We start from the raw sequence: 15,540 nt of genomic DNA, 5'->3' as shown, positions 1-15,540 counted from the left end.
GAATAACCTGACATGTTGCCTGAAGTCACCCAATTCGAAGACACCGTCACCCTGGTCAGCGACACGGGTATCCAGTTCATGGATTTCGCCCTGCGCCTGGATCCTCGCAAGGAACCGGCGGGCGAGTTCGCGCCGATGATCAGCGGGCTGATCTGCCGGCTGATGTACAACGAAGAGAAAGACTTCTACTTCTACGAGCCCGAACCGGAAAAGGTCGAGAAGGCCAAACCGGCGTTCAGCGTCGACATGAAAAGCAGCCTGGAGCTGCTCGACGGTGTCTGGCTGCCGATCCCGTTTTTCCGCTTCATGCCGCCGTACCGCTTCGACGAAGGCCCGAGCAACTGGTCGCGCATGCGCCTGGTGAAACTGGCCACACCCGATATCGACGGCAACACCCACCGACTGACCATGGCCTTCGACAGCCGCGTCATGCCCAAGCGTGACGGCACCGCCTACCTGGCGCCGAACGAAGAAGACATCAGCTCCGGCGTGTCCTTCAAACTGGCGACCAAAGCCAGCGAAACCCGTTGGTTCCTGTCCCAGCCGTGGGTCAACGAATGGCTGCTCGAAGTGTTCAACGAAGGCAACGCCCACCGCTCCCGGGAAGAGCTGGACATCGACATCCGCGCCAACCATCACCTGGCGCACTACCTCAATTTGCTGAGCCTGTTGAGCAAACCGTCAGTGGCCGCGCAGTCGACGGCGCGGCCGAAGGTCGAAATCCCCGAACTGAAAGTGGTCGCCAACGACAGCAATGGCCTGGTCAAGCCGATCCTGGTGGACCTGGTACTGGACGTCGGCAACTCTCGCACCTGCGGCATCCTGATCGAAAACCACGGCCAGGCCGGCTCCGGGCTTAAGCAGAACTACGTGCTGGAACTACGTGACCTGATCACCCCCGAGCACACCTACAACCAACCGTTCGAAAGCCGTGTTGAATTCGCCCAGGCGAATTTCGGCAAGGACCATTGCTCGGTCAAGAGTGGCCGCCACGATGCGTTCCAGTGGGCAACCATCGCCCGGGTCGGTAATGAGGCTGGCCGCCTGGCCAGCCGCCGTCGCGGCACCGAAGGTTCCACCGGGCTGTCGAGCCCGAAACGTTACCTGTGGGACGAAAACGCCTACGGCCACGGCTGGCGTTTCAACTGCTCGTACATCAAGACCGACAACGAACCGTACGCCACGGCGGCGCCGTTCTCGCACCTGATCAATGAAACCGGCGAGGCGCTCTACAGCCTTGAAGAAGACGATCGCCTGCCGGTGTTCATGCCCCGTTACTCGCGCAGTTCGCTGATGACCTTCATGCTCGCCGAAGTCCTGGCCCAGGCGCTGTCGCAGATCAACAGCCCGGCCCAGCGCTCGCGCCAGGGTCACACCCGTTCGCCGCGCCAGCTCAATAGCATCACTCTGACCGTGCCGCCGGGGATGCCCCAGGCCGAGCGCAGCATCCTCAACGAACGCATGTTGCAAGCCATCGGCCTGGTGTGGAAAAGCCTCGGCTGGCATGCCGGCGAGGAAGATCCGCATCAGGACCCGGCCATCAGCACGCGCACGCCGATCCCGAGTATCCGCGTCGAATGGGACGAAGCCTCCTGCGGCCAATTGGTGTACCTGTACACCGAGGTCAACGAGAACTTCGCCGGTCACCCGGAAGAGTTTTTCGACACCATCGCGCGCCCCGACAAGTCCGACCGCGAGCGCATCACGCTGGCGACGATCGACATCGGCGGCGGCACCACCGACCTGGTGATCACCGACTACCGCCTCGACCGCGCCGGCAACACGGGCAGCGGCAGCAACGTGCACATCGTGCCGGAACAGCGTTTCCGCGACGGTTTCAAAGTCGCTGGCGACGACATCCTGCTGGACGTGATCCAGGACTTCATCCTGCCGAGCTTCGAGAAAGCCTTGCAGAACGCCGGGGTCAAGGCCCCGGATTCGCTGATGTCGCGCTTGTGCGGCGATGAATCGGTCAGCGCCCAGGACATGATCCTGCGCCAGCAATTGAACCTGCAGGTGTTCTCGCCGCTGGGTCTCGCATTGCTCAAGGCCTACGAGCATTACGACCCGCAAGTGCCGCAGGAAGTCAGCCCGCAAAGTTATCGCCAACTGCTGGGTGACAACGCGATCAGCCAGACCGTGCTCGATTACGTCAACGCCGCCGTACGCCGCGATGTTGGCGGCCAGAGCGGTTTCGACCTGTATGAAGCGTCGATCAGCTTCGACCTGCAAAAGCTCCACGCCGCGTTCCTCAACGATCAGATCAACATCACCAAGATCCTCGGCGCACTGTGTGAAGTGGTCGCGCATTACCCCTGCGACGTCCTGCTGCTGACCGGCCGCCCTTCGCGCCTGCCCGGCATCCAGGCCTTCATCCGCAAGGTGTTGCCGCTGCCACCGGGGCGCATTCTGGCGTTGCAGAACTACCGCACTGGCGGCTGGTATCCGTTCCACAAGAATGGCCGGATCGACGACCCGAAAAGCACCGCGTCGGTCGGCGCGATGCTGTGCCTGCTGTGCGCCAACCACAGCGTGCCGAACTTCTATTTCCGCTCCTCGGCGCTCAAACCGTATTCGACGGTCAAGCACATCGGCGTCATCGACCTGAACAACGTGATCAAGGATGCCGACGTGCTGTACCGCGACATCCAGTCCGAAGACTACAAAATCAAGCTGCCGGAAATCGGCACGGGCGACGACGCCGACACGCCGCAACTGGAAATGCGCGGCGACCTGCGCCTCGGTTTCCGCCAGTTGGCCGCCGACCGCTGGGCCGCCTCGCCGCTGTACACCTTGCGCTTTACCAAAGCCGGCCGGGAGAAGTTCTCCCGCGCGGTCGGTGAAAACGGCAGCGCGCCGCTGCTCAAGGTGCGCTTCGAGGTGAAACCGGCGGACAAGTACACCCGCAAGCAGGATCTGGTCAGCGACCGCCTCTCGGTACGCGACATCGAATCCAACAGTAACAACGTCAACTTCAACCCGCGCAGCGACCTCGAGCTGGAACTCAACACCATGCTCGACGCCGGCCTGAGCGAGACCAAGTACTGGCTCGACAGTGGAAGTGTGAAACGCAAATGAATGACCTGACCCCCGATCAACAAAAGCTCTCTGCCAGTTGGGCCGCTGTTTATGAAGGTGCCGGTCAGGCGCTGGAATGGATTGGCCAGACGCGCGTCAACGCGCCCCGCCTGGACAGCGAAGCCGACAACCTGAACATCCGCCTGCACCGCGCCCGCAACCTGGCCCACAGCCTGGGTCGCGTGGCCTGCACGCCGATGACCATTGGCTTCTTCGGTTTGTCCCAGGCAGGCAAGTCCTACCTGATCTCGGCCCTCGCGGCCGGGCAGAACGGCAAGCTGGAAACCCATTACGGCGGCCAGCGCCTGGACTTCATCAAGCACATCAACCCGGTGGGTGGCGGCAAGGAAGCCACCGGCCTGGTGACGCGCTTCAGCCGTCGTGCCACGCCGAGCACGGACGATCAGTTTCCGGTCGAGCTCACACTGTTCAAGGAAATCGAACTGGCGAAGATTCTCGCCAATTCCTGGTTCAAGGACTTCGATCTGGAGAGGATTTCCTACGAGATCGACGAAGAACGCATCCAGCGTGTGCTCAAGCCGTTCGAAGGTCGGGAAAACGGGCCGATCCAGCCCGGGGTCAACGCTGACGACCTGGTGTCGTTGTGGGATTACCTGCGGGACAACTTCCGCAACTCGGTGAAGAAACTCGAACACCTGTATTGGCCGAAGGCCTTGCAACTGGCACCCCGCCTGAATTTCCAGGAGCGCGCCGAACTGTTCGCCATCCTTTGGGGTGAACAGAGCGAGTTGACCCGGGTGTACCAGCAACTGGCCGGCGCCCTGCACAAGCTGGGCCTGCCCGAGACCGTGTTCGCACCGTTGAAGGCCTTGGTGAGTTTCGAAAACGACACCTACAGCCAGCGCGACAGCATCATGAACGTCGACATCCTCGAACGCTTCGGCAGCCCGCGGGACTTGCCGATCGACGTGCGGCCCCGGATCGACGGGCGCCTGCAAAACAGCCAGGGCATTCCCGTCGCGCAACTGGCGGCCTTGACCGCCGAAATGACCTTCTGCCTGATCGAAGCCCCGGCCGACGACATCGTCAACCAGGTCGATCTGCTGGACTTCCCCGGCTATCGCGGGCGCAAGAAGTTGCACGAAATCGCCGACTCCAACGACCCGGAATCCGCGACCAAGGACAATTCCGTCTCGCAGCTGATCCTGCGCGGCAAGGTCGCGTACCTGTTCGAACGCTACACCGACAACCAGGAAATGAACGCGCTGGTGGTGTGCACCGGTTCGACCAAGCAGAGCGACGTCAACGACGTGGGCCCGGTGCTGACGCGCTGGATCGAGAAAACCCAGGGCGCCGACGCCGCCGCGCGCAGCAAACGCAGCACCGGCCTGATCTGGGCGCTGACCATGCTCGACCTGCGCATCACCAACTCCCTGAGCCTGACACCGGATCAGTACGACGAGAGCTGGAACGGCATGGTCAAGCTGACCATGCTCGAGCGCTTCGGCAGCCTGAGCTGGATGAACGACTGGGCCGGCACGCCGTTCCAGAACACCTTCCTGGTGCGCAAACCGCGCATGGATGCGGCGTTCATCGGCCAGGACGCCAGCGGCGCCGAAACAGGGATCAATGCCGGCTATCAAGAACGCATCGATGCCCTGGGCAGCAGTTTTGCGAGCAACGCACTGGTGTGCAAACACATCAACGCCCCTGCCAACACCTGGAAGGAAATGCTGCGCAACGACGACGGTGGCATCAGCCACTTCAGCGGCAGTTTCAAGGGCGTGGCCAACATCGATTTCAAACTGCAACGCATCCGCGAGCAACTGGACGAGTGCCTCGAAGGTCTGACCACCCACGGCCTGAGCACCTGGTATCACGCTGACGGTGATGGCGCCGCCGCCGCCAAGAAAGCCCAGGCGCAGATGATTCTGTCAGGCCTGGGTCGTCGCCCGGCGGTACTGGGCGAGTTCATCGATCAACTCGACATGCCGAGCGAAGAGGTACGCGACCTGTACCTCAGCGGCGTGTACGAAACCGAGGACGAATCCGCCGCCAGCGATGAACCGGTCGCTCCGACCGCAAACCAGAGCCTGTACGGCAATGACGCCGGTTTCGACTTCGATTTCGGCGACGACCTGGGCCACGACACACCGCCCAGCAGCAAGACCGGCGCCCCGGCACCGGAACTGCAAAGCAACGAACACCGCTTTGCCAAAGCCGCGTTCAAGGCCTGGATCGCGCACCTGCGTGAACTGACCACCCGGCAAAGCCTGCTCAACCTGCTGGGCCTGGAAAAAGCCTTGCTCGAAGCGGTGGTCGACGAACTGATCACCGCCGGTTACCGCCAGGACCTGCCGGGGCAACTCAGCCGTGCCGTGCTCAAGCGTGCGCAAAGCGGCGCGCGAAGGGATCAACTGGTCGAGCGCCAGGTCCTGGAAGTGCAACGGGTCCTGCGGGATTTCGTGTCCTGGTTCGGCTACATCCAGAAACCGGTGAGCGAGCGGCCGATCAGCCGCGCCGGGGCCAAGGCACCGTTGTTTTCGTTCTACTCCGACATCGGCCCGGGCCAGGTGCCCGTGCTGCCGGCGCAACCGGCGAACCAGGCGCAGCGGTTCCTGGGCGACTGGCTCTCGGGTCTGGCCTACATCACGATGGACAACGCCGGCCATGGTGCCGGTCGCGAAATCACCCCTGAACAGAACGAACGGCTGGGCCATGTGCTCTCAGCCTTCGCAGCGAGATAAGCAATGCCAATTCGTGTCGACCTGCTCGCCTTAGAGCCCAATGTGCCTGGCCAGGCCAACCTCACTGTGAAGAAATGGCAGGGTGGCGAAGAACGGCTGGAGTTTTCCATCCAGCGTAATCAGGACGGCTTCTACCTCCAGGACAAAAAGGCCTGGAGCAACAATCCGTTCTGGTTCCAGGTCGCACGCTTCAACGTCGCGGCCAGTGGCGAAGCCCTCGAAACCCCGGTCGGTGCGGATGTGCTCGACCCGTTGCTGGAAGGCAGCGCCGGTTCGCAATTCCAGATCGAACTGCGTGAACAAGGACTCGGGCATTCCGACAAAGGCGTGGTGCGCCCTGGCGTCGGGCTGCTGCCGTCCACGGCTGGCGGCCAGACCCGCTCGACTTACGGCGGCGCAGAATTGACGGCGCCAAAGGAGCCGGAACCCGAGATCCCGGAACTGCCTGAACTGATCCTGCCAACGGCCGAGCCGGAAGCGGAGCCGGAACCGCTGGTTGCCGAACCCGTCTACACCCCGCCACCGGCCCCGGTGAAAAAGAGCAACAAAGGCCTGATCGCCCTGTTGATCGTGGTGCTATTGCTGCTGGCCGCGGGCGCCGGGTTCTGGTTCTACAAACGCACCCCGGCGACTGCCCCGGTGGTCGCAGCTGCCGCACCGGCCACGGCCAACGCCGAAGCCTGCACCCTCGACAGCATGAACAGCCTGCCCGAACTGACCTTCGTCCAGACCTGCATCAAGGCCGCGCCCGACAGCGCCAAGCTGCTGGAGATCATCAACCAGGCCAAGGCCGGCAAACACTGCGGCGTCGCCCAGCGCCTGTACGCCAACCGCGCCCAGGCCGGTGATCCGCTGATCGCCAATGCCTATGCCCGCGAGTACGACCCGAAATACCTGAAGGCCAGCGAGTGCTTCCCGGTCGCGGACAACGCCACTGCTGCCTATTGGTACGAAACCATCCTGACCCAGGACCCGAACAACGCCGAAGCCAAGCAGCGTTTCGAGGAGTTGCAGAAGTGATGCGTTCGCCCCTGAGTCGTTTCCTGTTGAGTGGCGCCGCGTTGCTGGCGCTGTGCATCAGCCCGTTGTCCCAGGCCGATGACAAGCCGCTGATCCAGGCCGGTAAAAAGACCTTGTTCCAGCGCGTACTGACCACCCCGGGCTGCAAAATCAGCCCGACGGCCGGTGGCGCGGCAGGTGATGCGCAACCGGTGTTCAGCCGTTTCTACGTCTACGAACGGGCCCAGGCCGCCAATGCCGAATGGCTGAAAGTCGGCCCCGACAGCTACGGCAAGACCATTGGCTGGCTGCCCGCCGCGTGCACCACCGACTGGAAGATGCAACTGACCCTGGCCTTCACCAACCCGGCCAACCGCGATCGTTTGTTGTTCTTCAAGGAACGCGCCACCGTCGAAGGCATCCTCGATGCGCCGGACCCGGTGAGCAAAGTCGCCCCGCTGCGGGCAACGCTGAAGAAGGGCCAACAAGCCCCCGGCGTGCTCGCCGAAGAACCGGAATACTTCGTCGACCTGCAAAAGCAGTTCTACCTGTTGCCGGTGCTCAGCGGCGAAGAAGTCATGACCGAGGGCGGTTTCCGCACGCGCCTGCTGAATGTGGCATCGGTGAGCAAGCCCGATGACAAGGATCCCAAGGGTGGTGCAGCCAAAAACGGCGCCACCGGTAGCAAAGAGGCTGATGAAAAAGCCGCCAGTCAACTGAAGGAATTCAGTGCGGCGGTGGTGTTTGTCATCGACTCGACGATTTCCATGGACCCGTACATCGACCGCACCCGCGAGGCGATCCGCAAGGTCTATCAACAGATCGAATCGCAGAACCTCGGCAAGCAGGTCAAGTTCGGCCTAGTGGCGTTCCGTTCCAGCACCCAGGCGGTGCCGGGCCTGGAATACACCACCAAGATGTACGCCGACCCGACCCAGGTGAAGGACAGCTCCGACTTCCTGGCCAAGGTCGCCGACCTCAAGCAAGCCAAGGTGTCGAGCAGCAGTTACGACGAAGACGCCTTCGCCGGGGTCATGCACAGCATCGACAAGATCGACTGGAGCCAGTTCGGTGCGCGCTACGTGGTGCTGATCACCGACGCCGGCGCCATCGAAGGCGACGACAAGCTCTCGCAGACCGGTTTGAGCGCTTCCCAGGTCCGCCTCGAAGCCGCCAATCCTGGCGTGGCGATTTACACCCTGCACCTGAAAACCCCGGCCGGGGTCAAGGATCACGCCAAGGCCGAGGCGCAGTACCAGAATCTGTCGACCTATCCGGGCACCAACACCTCGCTGTATTACCCGGTGAATGCCGGTGATGTGCAGGAGTTCGGACGCAAGGTCGATGCCCTGGCCACGGCCATCACCTCCCAGGTGAAAGCCGCCTACATGGGTGAAGACGCCATCGGCAGCGCGGCGAATGCCAAGCAGGATCCGGCCGAGAAGAAAATGCTCGAAGACGCCGCCCTGATCGGCCACGCCATGCAACTCGCTTATCTGGGCGAACGCACCAACAGCAAGGCCCCGCCGGTGTTCAAGGCGTGGATCACCGACCGTGACCTGATCAAGCAGAACATCCCGACCACCGATGTACGGGTGCTGCTGACCAAGTCCCAGCTCAGCGACTTGAGCGACGTGATGAAGCAGATTCTCGACGCCGCCAACGAAGGCCTGATCTCGCCAACCGAGATGTTCGATCGCCTGCGTGCGGTGGCCGCGACCATGGGTGCCGATCCGAACCAGCTCAAGCAGAACGGCAACGCCAAACTGGCGGACATGGGCGTACTCGGCGAGTACCTCGAAGACCTGCCGTACCAGAGCGAAGTGCTGAACCTGGATGAAGAGACCTGGAAGAGCTGGGATGGCCTGGCCCAGGAGAAATTCATCCGCACGCTCAACACCAAACTGCGGCACTACCAGCGCTACAACGCTGACGTCGACCGTTGGGTGGCTTTAGCCAAGGACAGCGACGCACGGGACAACGTTTACCCCGTGCCCCTGGAAATGATGCCTTAACGAGACACCGATGCTCGATATCAAGAACCTGCTGGTGCGCCGTGGTGAAGGCGCGCTGGCCCATCATGTGCGCCTGCCGCACTTGCAGGTGGGTGCCGGGGAAATCCTCGCCATCACCGGCGAGAGCGGCAGCGGCAAAAGCACGTTGCTCGAAGCCATCGGCCTGTTGCTGGCACCGGTCGAGCTCGAGCGCTTTCGCCTGGGTCCGGCGCGGGCGGGCGGGCACGAGGCGCAGGACATCGCCCGACTGCTGGCCAGCGACGACCAACCGGCCCTGGCGGCGGTGCGTTCGCGGCATTTGGGATTCATTTTGCAGAGCGGCGGTTTGCTGCCGTTTTTGAGCGTGCGCGACAACATCAGCCTGCCCCGGCGCTTGCTCGGGATGTCGACGCAGAGCGCGCACATCGACCACGCGGTCGAGGTGCTGCGCCTGCAAGGCTTGCTGGATAAACACCCCCAGGCGCTGTCGATTGGCGAACGCCAGCGGGTGGCCTGCGTGCGGGCGATTGCCCACGAACCATTGCTGTTGCTGGCCGACGAACCGACCGCCGCGCTCGATCCCCACAGTGCCCGGCGCTTGTTCGAGTTGCTGCTGAGCCTGGTGTCGAGCATGGGCCTGAGCGCGCTTGTTGTGTCCCACGACTGGGCCCTGCTGAAGGATTTCGGCTTGCCGCGACTCGGCGCTATCAGCCGTCAGGGAGAAACACTGTTTGAACCGATGGACTGATCGCCTGCGCCTGCTGGCCACCCTGGCCCTGCAAGATCTGTGGCACGACCGCAAGGTGTCGTTGTGCATCGCCGCCTCGCTGGTGGCGGTGATCGCGCCGCTGTTGCTGCTGTTCGGCCTCAAACACGGAGTGGTCAGCCAGTTGCAGGACGAACTGCTGCGCGACCCACGCAACCTCGAAGTGAAGATGCTCAGCAACGGCAATTACGACGGTGCCTGGATCGAGCGTTTGCGCCTGCGTCCCGAGACCGGGTTTGCCCTGGGCCAGACCCGCTCGCTCAACACCCAGGCCGACTTATTGATCGGCCTGACACGCTTTGTCGAAAGCGCGGAAATCATCGCCACCGAACCCGGCGATCCGCAGTTGAACCTGCCGCAATTCAATCCCGTCGGCCATCAAGTAATCCTCAGCGCCCGCGCCGCGCAACGCTTGCAGGCCAAGGTGGGCGACAGCGTGCAACTGCGAGTGCTGCGGCGCCTGGACGGTGCCAATGAGCGCGGCGAACTGACCTTGACCGTGCTCGCGGTGCTCGACGGTGCCCGTTTCGGCCGCGCGGCGGGGTTTGTCGCCCCGCCGCTGCTGCTGGAGCTGGAGCGTTTTCGCGACGGTTATCAGGTCGCCGCGTTCGGCATCGCCACCGGCAAACCGATTGGCGACCTGCCACCGCTGTATGCCCGGGCCCGGGTCTATGCGCGGGATATCGATCAAGTCGCGCCGCTGGAGCGCTGGCTCAACGAACAACACATCGAAACCTCGAGCCGACTGGCCGACATCGACAACGTCAAAGCCATCAACCATGTGCTGGGTCTGATCTTCGGCGTGATCGCACTCGCGGCGCTGATCGGCTGCGTGGCATCGATGGTCGGCGCGTTCCTGGCCAATATCGACCGCAAGCGCAAAAGCCTCGCGGTCCTGCGCCTGCTGGGCTTCAAACGCACGGCGGTCGGCGGTTTCGTGGTCCTGCAAGCGCTGCTGCTGAGCCTGGCCGGCTACCTCGGCGGGCTAGCGTTTTATGCAGTCGGCAGCCATTTGTTCGACTACCTGCTCGGCAGCAGCCAGGCCACCGGCACCTTCGTCTGTCACATCACTATCTGGCATGGCCTCGCCGCCCTGCTCCTGACCTTTCTGGTCGCTGCACTGGTGGCCGTGATCGGCGCCGTGCGAGCCATCAGCATCCAACCTGCGGAGAGTCTGCGTGAGCTATAAACGTTTTGGCTTGCTGTTGCCCCTGAGCCTGGGCTACGTGCTCGACGCCTCGGCGGCGGGCTGGGAAGAGAAGTATTACAACCCGATGCCCGAGGCCAGCGATGTGGTGCTGCCGATGCCATGCGAAGGCTCGATGGTGTTTCGCAAGGTGTTCATCCCGGTGGCCGGCCCCCTCGACGACTACCCGATCAACATCGGCCAGGACGGCGCGGAATACGGCTACGTGGAGCAAACCCGGCCGACGTTTATCGCCGGCAGCTTCACCGGCGCCAAGACCGACAAGTCCCGCTATTACCTGATGGCCAAGTACGAGATGAGTCAGCTGCAATACGCGGCCTTGACCGAAGACACCTGCCCCACCGCCGCCACCAAAATGCGCTTGCCGCAGGTGTCGGTGAGCTGGGTACAAGCCGTCGAAGCGTCCGACAAGTACAACCTGTGGCTGCGCAAAAACGCTGCCGACAAACTGCCGAAAGAAGATGGCGCGCTGGGCTTCCTGCGCTTGCCGACCGAAGTGGAGTGGGAGTTTGCGGCCCGTGGTGGCCTGGAAGTCGGTGCCGCGGAATTCCGTGATACGCGCTATCCGATGCCCGAAGGGATCAACGCTTACGAGTGGTTTGCCGGGGCGCAATCGTCCAACGGCAAATTGCAGTTGTCGGGCCTGCAAAAGCCCAATCCCCTGGGCCTGCACGACATGCTCGGCAACGTCGACGAGATGATGTTCGAGCCATTTCGCCTGAACAAACTCGACCGCCAGCACGGTCAGGCCGGCGGCTACGTGGTGCGTGGCGGCAACTACCTGACCGCCCAGGCCGACCTGCGTACCGCGTTGCGCAAGGAAGAGCCCTACTACAACGCCGACGGCCAGGTGAAGAACAAGACCACCGGCCTGCGCCTGGTGCTGGTCTCGCCGACCCTGACCTCCCGCGAACGCGTGGCCAGTCTCGAAAGCAGCTGGAAGAAACTCGGCACCGGCAGCAAGGAAACCGAGTCGGCGGACAAAGGCACGGTGCAGTCGCTGAACAACCTGGCCTCGGGCGTCGAGGACAAAGCCCTCAAGGAAAAACTCCAGGCCCTGGAAAACCAGTTGCGCGCCAGCAACCAGCAGCAGGAAGAAACCCGCGACCAGGCGATCCGCGCCAGCCTCAACCTGGGCGCGTTCCTGTGCACCAAGATGCTCGACGACGGCCAGTACGTGGATTTCCTGCAAAAGAACTACAAGCTCAATTGCGAATCCGCCGACAAGGACGCCAGTTGCGACATGCGCAAAGGCAAGCTCGACGAGCAGAAGGATCGCCTGCACAAACTCAGCCGCTACTACGCCAGCAGCCTGGTGGAATCGGCCACCTTGTACGGCCAGCCACTGCTGGAAGCGCAAGTGCCGGTGATGGAAGAAATCATCACCCGCAACAAACAACTGCAAGACCTCAAACCCTACTTGCGGACCCACTGGGCGAACCAGAAGACCTTCCTGCAAAAGCAGAAGATCGACACGGACGCCTGGCTGACCAGTTGCAAAACCGTGACTCAATAATTCTTCGAAAAACAACACGCCAACACCGCCACCAAGGAGTTTCACCATGTCGCGCAGCCTTTGGACTCGCTTCAAGCTACAGATCGCTTTCGTCCTCGCCGGCAGTTTGCTGCTGAGTGGTTGTGCCAACACCGGCAGTTCGATGCTCGGGGGCAGCGACGGAACCGACCCGCGCCTGACCCAAGGCAATGACGCCCAGTTCTTCAGCAAATCCGGTTACCAGGCCTGCGCCGTCGGCGCCGGTGTCGGCATCCTCGGTTGCGCCCTGTCCAACAGCAGCAACAAGGCCGTGTGCGCCATCGCCGCCGGAATCACCGCCTGTGGCGTGGCCATGGGCGCGAATTACTACCTGGATCAGCGTCGCAGCGAATACTCCGACACCACCACCCGCCTGGCGAAGATGAACAGCGACGTCGAGCAAGACACCCAGAACGTGATCGCCCGTACCGCGACCGCCCAGCAGGTGATCAACGACGATCAGGCGCGCATCGCCCAGATCAAGAAGGACATCGCCAGCAAAAAGGTCGACAAGACCAAGGCCCAGGCGCAAATCGCCGAGATCGACCAGAACATCGCGCGCCTGCGTAAAGACCTGGGCAACATGCGCACCAAAGTCACCGAGTACACCAAAGTGGCCAACGCCGAGCGGACCCAGGGCAGCAGTGCCGAAATGAAGCAAGTGGACGTGAGCATCCTGAAAATGAACGAGAAAGTCGCCGCCTTGCAAAAGGAAGTCGACGGTCTTTACAGCCAGCGCTCCGCGATCACCCTGGGCTAAGCACATGACTCTACGACAACTGGCGGTCCTCACCGCCGTTCTGGCCTTGAGCGGTTGCGCGACCAAGCCTGGCGAATGCGATGCGACCAATCGCGACAGCAGCATGCTGACCAAGATGAACTGCGACTACTCCGGTGGCTACAGCGACCAGGTCAAGCAAAAGGAACTGGCCCTGGCCGCGTCCCGTCAGGAAAACGCAATGTTCCGCCAGGTGTACGAGAACATTCAGGCCCAGCAACTGAGCACCAGGACCGACCTGGCCAGCCAGCAGAAATCCCAGGCGGCATTGAATCAGTCGCTGGGGCAATTGCTGAGCTCGCTGAAGTCCCGGCACGGCAATGAAAGCCAGATCCAGAAGCAGATTGCCGGGCTCGAACAGCAGCTCCAGGCAACACAGGTGGCCCCCACGACCAAGGCCACGCCCGCGTCGCTGGCTGCCAAGCAGGAACAGCTGAAAACACTGCAGAAGAAAGTCAATCAACTGCAATTCAGCCTCGGTTACGAAGAGTAACTTTTCACCCCCGCAGGCCTCCCTCTGGAGGCCTGCACCTTTTTCCAGGAATCGTCGTCATGCAGCGGGTCATCAGGGATGCGCAAGCCACACCGGAGGGGATGAGTGCGCTGCAAGCCAAAGTCGCCCTTATCCAGAAACACTTTCCACCGAACGTCGCCAGCCTCTTCGCCATTCCGCGAATGGGCAGCGGCGAGGTGCTGGAATGGTGGACCGAACTGGGTGGCCAACCCACGCCCTATGCCGAGCTCAACGAAGACGCGCAACGACGTTTGCTGGACACCTACGAAGTACGCCAGAAGTCCCTTGAACTGCTGGCGGACGAACTGCAAAAACGTGGGCAGCCGACCGTAGCCGACGAGTTGCGCAGCCTGCTCGGCGCGCCCGAACTGGACAAACTCTACAGCCTCAACGGCGAACCGTTGGCGGTGCGCTGGAACCAGCGTCCGCCGAGGCCGATTCCGCCGCCGGTGATTCCGGTGGCCCCCGTGGTGCCGGTCGTGGCGCCGTCGCGCCGTGGCTGGTGGGTCGCCGCCGCCTTGCTCGCGCTGCTGTTGCTGCTGTTGGCGTTGTGGCTTTACTGGTTCCTGCACCGTGAACCTGTGGTCGTGGTTGAACCCGTAGCGCCAGTGGTGACACCCGTCGAGAAACCGGTGGTCCCGGCCCCCGAGCCTGAACCCGTCGTGGTGCCCGCTCCAGAACCCGAACCGGAACCCAAGCCCGAGCCAGTCCCGGCACCCGCGCCCGTTCCACCGCCAAAACCCGTGGTCGCCGCCCCGCCACCGGCGCCAACGCTGGATAACTTCGCCTGCCGTAAAAAAGCGCCGGATACCAAGATCCCGCAATTTGTGGTGGTGCTCGACACCTCGGGCTCGATGGACATGAACATCAAGTCGGTGAAGGCCGATGAGGACTGGTTCTTCAGCAACGAGCTCAACAAGTACCTGGACCCCAACCGCACCGTGCAGATCTTCGCCAAACCCACGCGCATGGACGTGGCCAAGGATTCGCTGGCGGGCATGATCCACGGGCTCGACCCGAAGATCGACACACGCCTGATCACCTACGAAGGCTGCAACAGCACGCCGGACCAGGGCGTCTTCAAGTTCGGCGACCGCCAGCGCCTGATCAACGGCATTCGCGGCCTGCGCCCCAACGACGGCACACCCCTGGCCGACAGCCTGGCCAAAGCCGCCAGCACCGTGGATGGGCGCAATAACGATGCAGTGATCGTGATGTTCGTCGACGGCGAGGACAACTGCCAGAAAGACGTATGCGCCGTCTCCCGCCAGATCGCCCAGAACCAACCGCGCCTGCGGGTCAACGTGGTGAACATCGGCACCGGCGGCCCGTCGCGCTGCATCGCGCAAAACACCGGCGGCCGGGTTTACTCCAGCAACGACGCGGCGGAGTTGGGCAAGCAATTGAAACTGGCGAGTAAGGAAGTGGCGAGTAATGCCAAGTGTAATTAGGCATTGCCGGAAATTTCCGACAACTACTCGGCGACTTGCATACGCCACTTCGGCCGCTACGGCGTCCCGGTGTTCAAATGGGTTATTCACGGGTATCGCATTGTTTGGTGTTGATGTGGTTTGAATGAGTATGCTGTTCCAACCGCAACGCAAAGGTGTATTCCCTATGCTGGGCCAGATAACGAAATCGGAGAGAAACCTGTGAGGCTCGACAAGTTGCGCGTACAGAACTTCATCGTTACGACCCATAGTCCTCAAGTGCTGAGTACCGTACGGCGTGAAAACATCCGCGTCATCGGGAAAGACGCCCAGGGCCAATTGATTGCATCACAGCCGCTTGCCATGACCTACGGTGAGCCCAGCAATAGCGTGCTGCACGGTGTGATGCAGGTTGATCCGCAGCCTCCGGTGAGTGAGAAGCCGGATTTGCTGCAGCTCACCTAATGGTGAGCGCGACGCCCCTCATTTGCGCTGAACAGATTCGATCAGTTAACCCACTGGGTCCACAGCC

General features: G+C 62.3%; 11 protein-coding genes. All 11 read left to right on the top strand.

Features of this window, described 5'->3' with window-relative positions; all coding sequences use genetic code 11:
- Positions 1-12: 12 nt before the first annotated feature.
- The gene (locus ACZ89E_RS23770; protein WP_476256582.1) at positions 13-3,078 is read left to right on the top strand and encodes a virulence factor SrfB; all 3,066 of its coding nucleotides are present in this window, start codon (positions 13-15) and stop codon (positions 3,076-3,078) included.
- A complete protein-coding gene (locus ACZ89E_RS23765) occupies positions 3,075-5,786 on the top strand; it encodes a putative virulence factor (protein ID WP_149659506.1) in 2,712 nt (903 codons plus the stop codon). The genes ACZ89E_RS23770 and ACZ89E_RS23765 overlap by 4 nt, the downstream gene beginning before the upstream one ends.
- A gap of 3 nt (positions 5,787-5,789) precedes the next feature.
- Positions 5,790-6,806: a hypothetical protein gene (locus tag ACZ89E_RS23760; protein WP_476256581.1), complete on the top strand. Its 1,017-nt coding sequence runs from the start codon at positions 5,790-5,792 to the stop codon at positions 6,804-6,806.
- A complete protein-coding gene (locus ACZ89E_RS23755; protein ID WP_476256580.1) occupies positions 6,806-8,800 on the top strand; it encodes a vWA domain-containing protein in 1,995 nt (664 codons plus the stop codon). Before ACZ89E_RS23760 ends, ACZ89E_RS23755 begins: the two co-directional genes overlap by 1 nt.
- Before the next feature lie 10 nt (positions 8,801-8,810).
- A complete protein-coding gene (locus ACZ89E_RS23750; protein WP_149659504.1) occupies positions 8,811-9,527 on the top strand; it encodes an ABC transporter ATP-binding protein in 717 nt (238 codons plus the stop codon).
- Positions 9,511-10,734, top strand: coding sequence for an ABC transporter permease (locus tag ACZ89E_RS23745; protein ID WP_463258841.1), 1,224 nt, complete (start codon positions 9,511-9,513; stop codon positions 10,732-10,734). The genes ACZ89E_RS23750 and ACZ89E_RS23745 overlap by 17 nt, the downstream gene beginning before the upstream one ends.
- Positions 10,724-12,268 (top strand): SUMF1/EgtB/PvdO family nonheme iron enzyme, encoded by a 1,545-nt coding sequence (locus ACZ89E_RS23740; protein ID WP_463258842.1) that lies wholly within the window; start codon positions 10,724-10,726, stop codon positions 12,266-12,268. Before ACZ89E_RS23745 ends, ACZ89E_RS23740 begins: the two co-directional genes overlap by 11 nt.
- A 46-nt stretch (positions 12,269-12,314) precedes the next feature.
- Positions 12,315-13,046, top strand: coding sequence for a hypothetical protein (locus ACZ89E_RS23735; protein ID WP_133835417.1), 732 nt, complete (start codon positions 12,315-12,317; stop codon positions 13,044-13,046).
- 4 nt (positions 13,047-13,050) lie between these two features.
- Complete coding sequence (locus ACZ89E_RS23730; protein WP_463258843.1) at positions 13,051-13,557, top strand: hypothetical protein; 507 nt, start codon at positions 13,051-13,053, stop codon at positions 13,555-13,557.
- A 59-nt stretch (positions 13,558-13,616) separates the two neighbouring features.
- A complete protein-coding gene (locus ACZ89E_RS23725) occupies positions 13,617-15,029 on the top strand; it encodes a VWA domain-containing protein (protein WP_476256579.1) in 1,413 nt (470 codons plus the stop codon).
- Between the two features lie 201 nt (positions 15,030-15,230).
- Complete coding sequence (locus tag ACZ89E_RS23720) at positions 15,231-15,473, top strand: hypothetical protein (RefSeq protein ID WP_306108891.1); 243 nt, start codon at positions 15,231-15,233, stop codon at positions 15,471-15,473.
- The last annotated feature ends 67 nt before the right edge of the window (positions 15,474-15,540 follow it).

Source organism: Pseudomonas sp. TE3899 (assembly GCF_056279105.1).
This window is presented reverse-complemented; position numbering and strand designations above follow the sequence as displayed.

Bases quoted from the DNA above. Each gene is read 5' to 3' on its own strand.
- ACZ89E_RS23770 (WP_476256582.1), top strand. From the start codon at position 13: ATGTTGCCTGAAGTCACCCAATTCGAAGACACCGTCACCCTGGTCAGC.
- ACZ89E_RS23765 (WP_149659506.1), top strand. From the start codon at position 3,075: ATGAATGACCTGACCCCCGATCAACAAAAGCTCTCTGCCAGTTGGGCC.
- ACZ89E_RS23760 (WP_476256581.1), top strand. From the start codon at position 5,790: ATGCCAATTCGTGTCGACCTGCTCGCCTTAGAGCCCAATGTGCCTGGC.
- ACZ89E_RS23755 (WP_476256580.1), top strand. From the start codon at position 6,806: ATGCGTTCGCCCCTGAGTCGTTTCCTGTTGAGTGGCGCCGCGTTGCTG.
- ACZ89E_RS23750 (WP_149659504.1), top strand. From the start codon at position 8,811: ATGCTCGATATCAAGAACCTGCTGGTGCGCCGTGGTGAAGGCGCGCTG.
- ACZ89E_RS23735 (WP_133835417.1), top strand. From the start codon at position 12,315: ATGTCGCGCAGCCTTTGGACTCGCTTCAAGCTACAGATCGCTTTCGTC.
- ACZ89E_RS23730 (WP_463258843.1), top strand. From the start codon at position 13,051: ATGACTCTACGACAACTGGCGGTCCTCACCGCCGTTCTGGCCTTGAGC.
- ACZ89E_RS23725 (WP_476256579.1), top strand. From the start codon at position 13,617: ATGCAGCGGGTCATCAGGGATGCGCAAGCCACACCGGAGGGGATGAGT.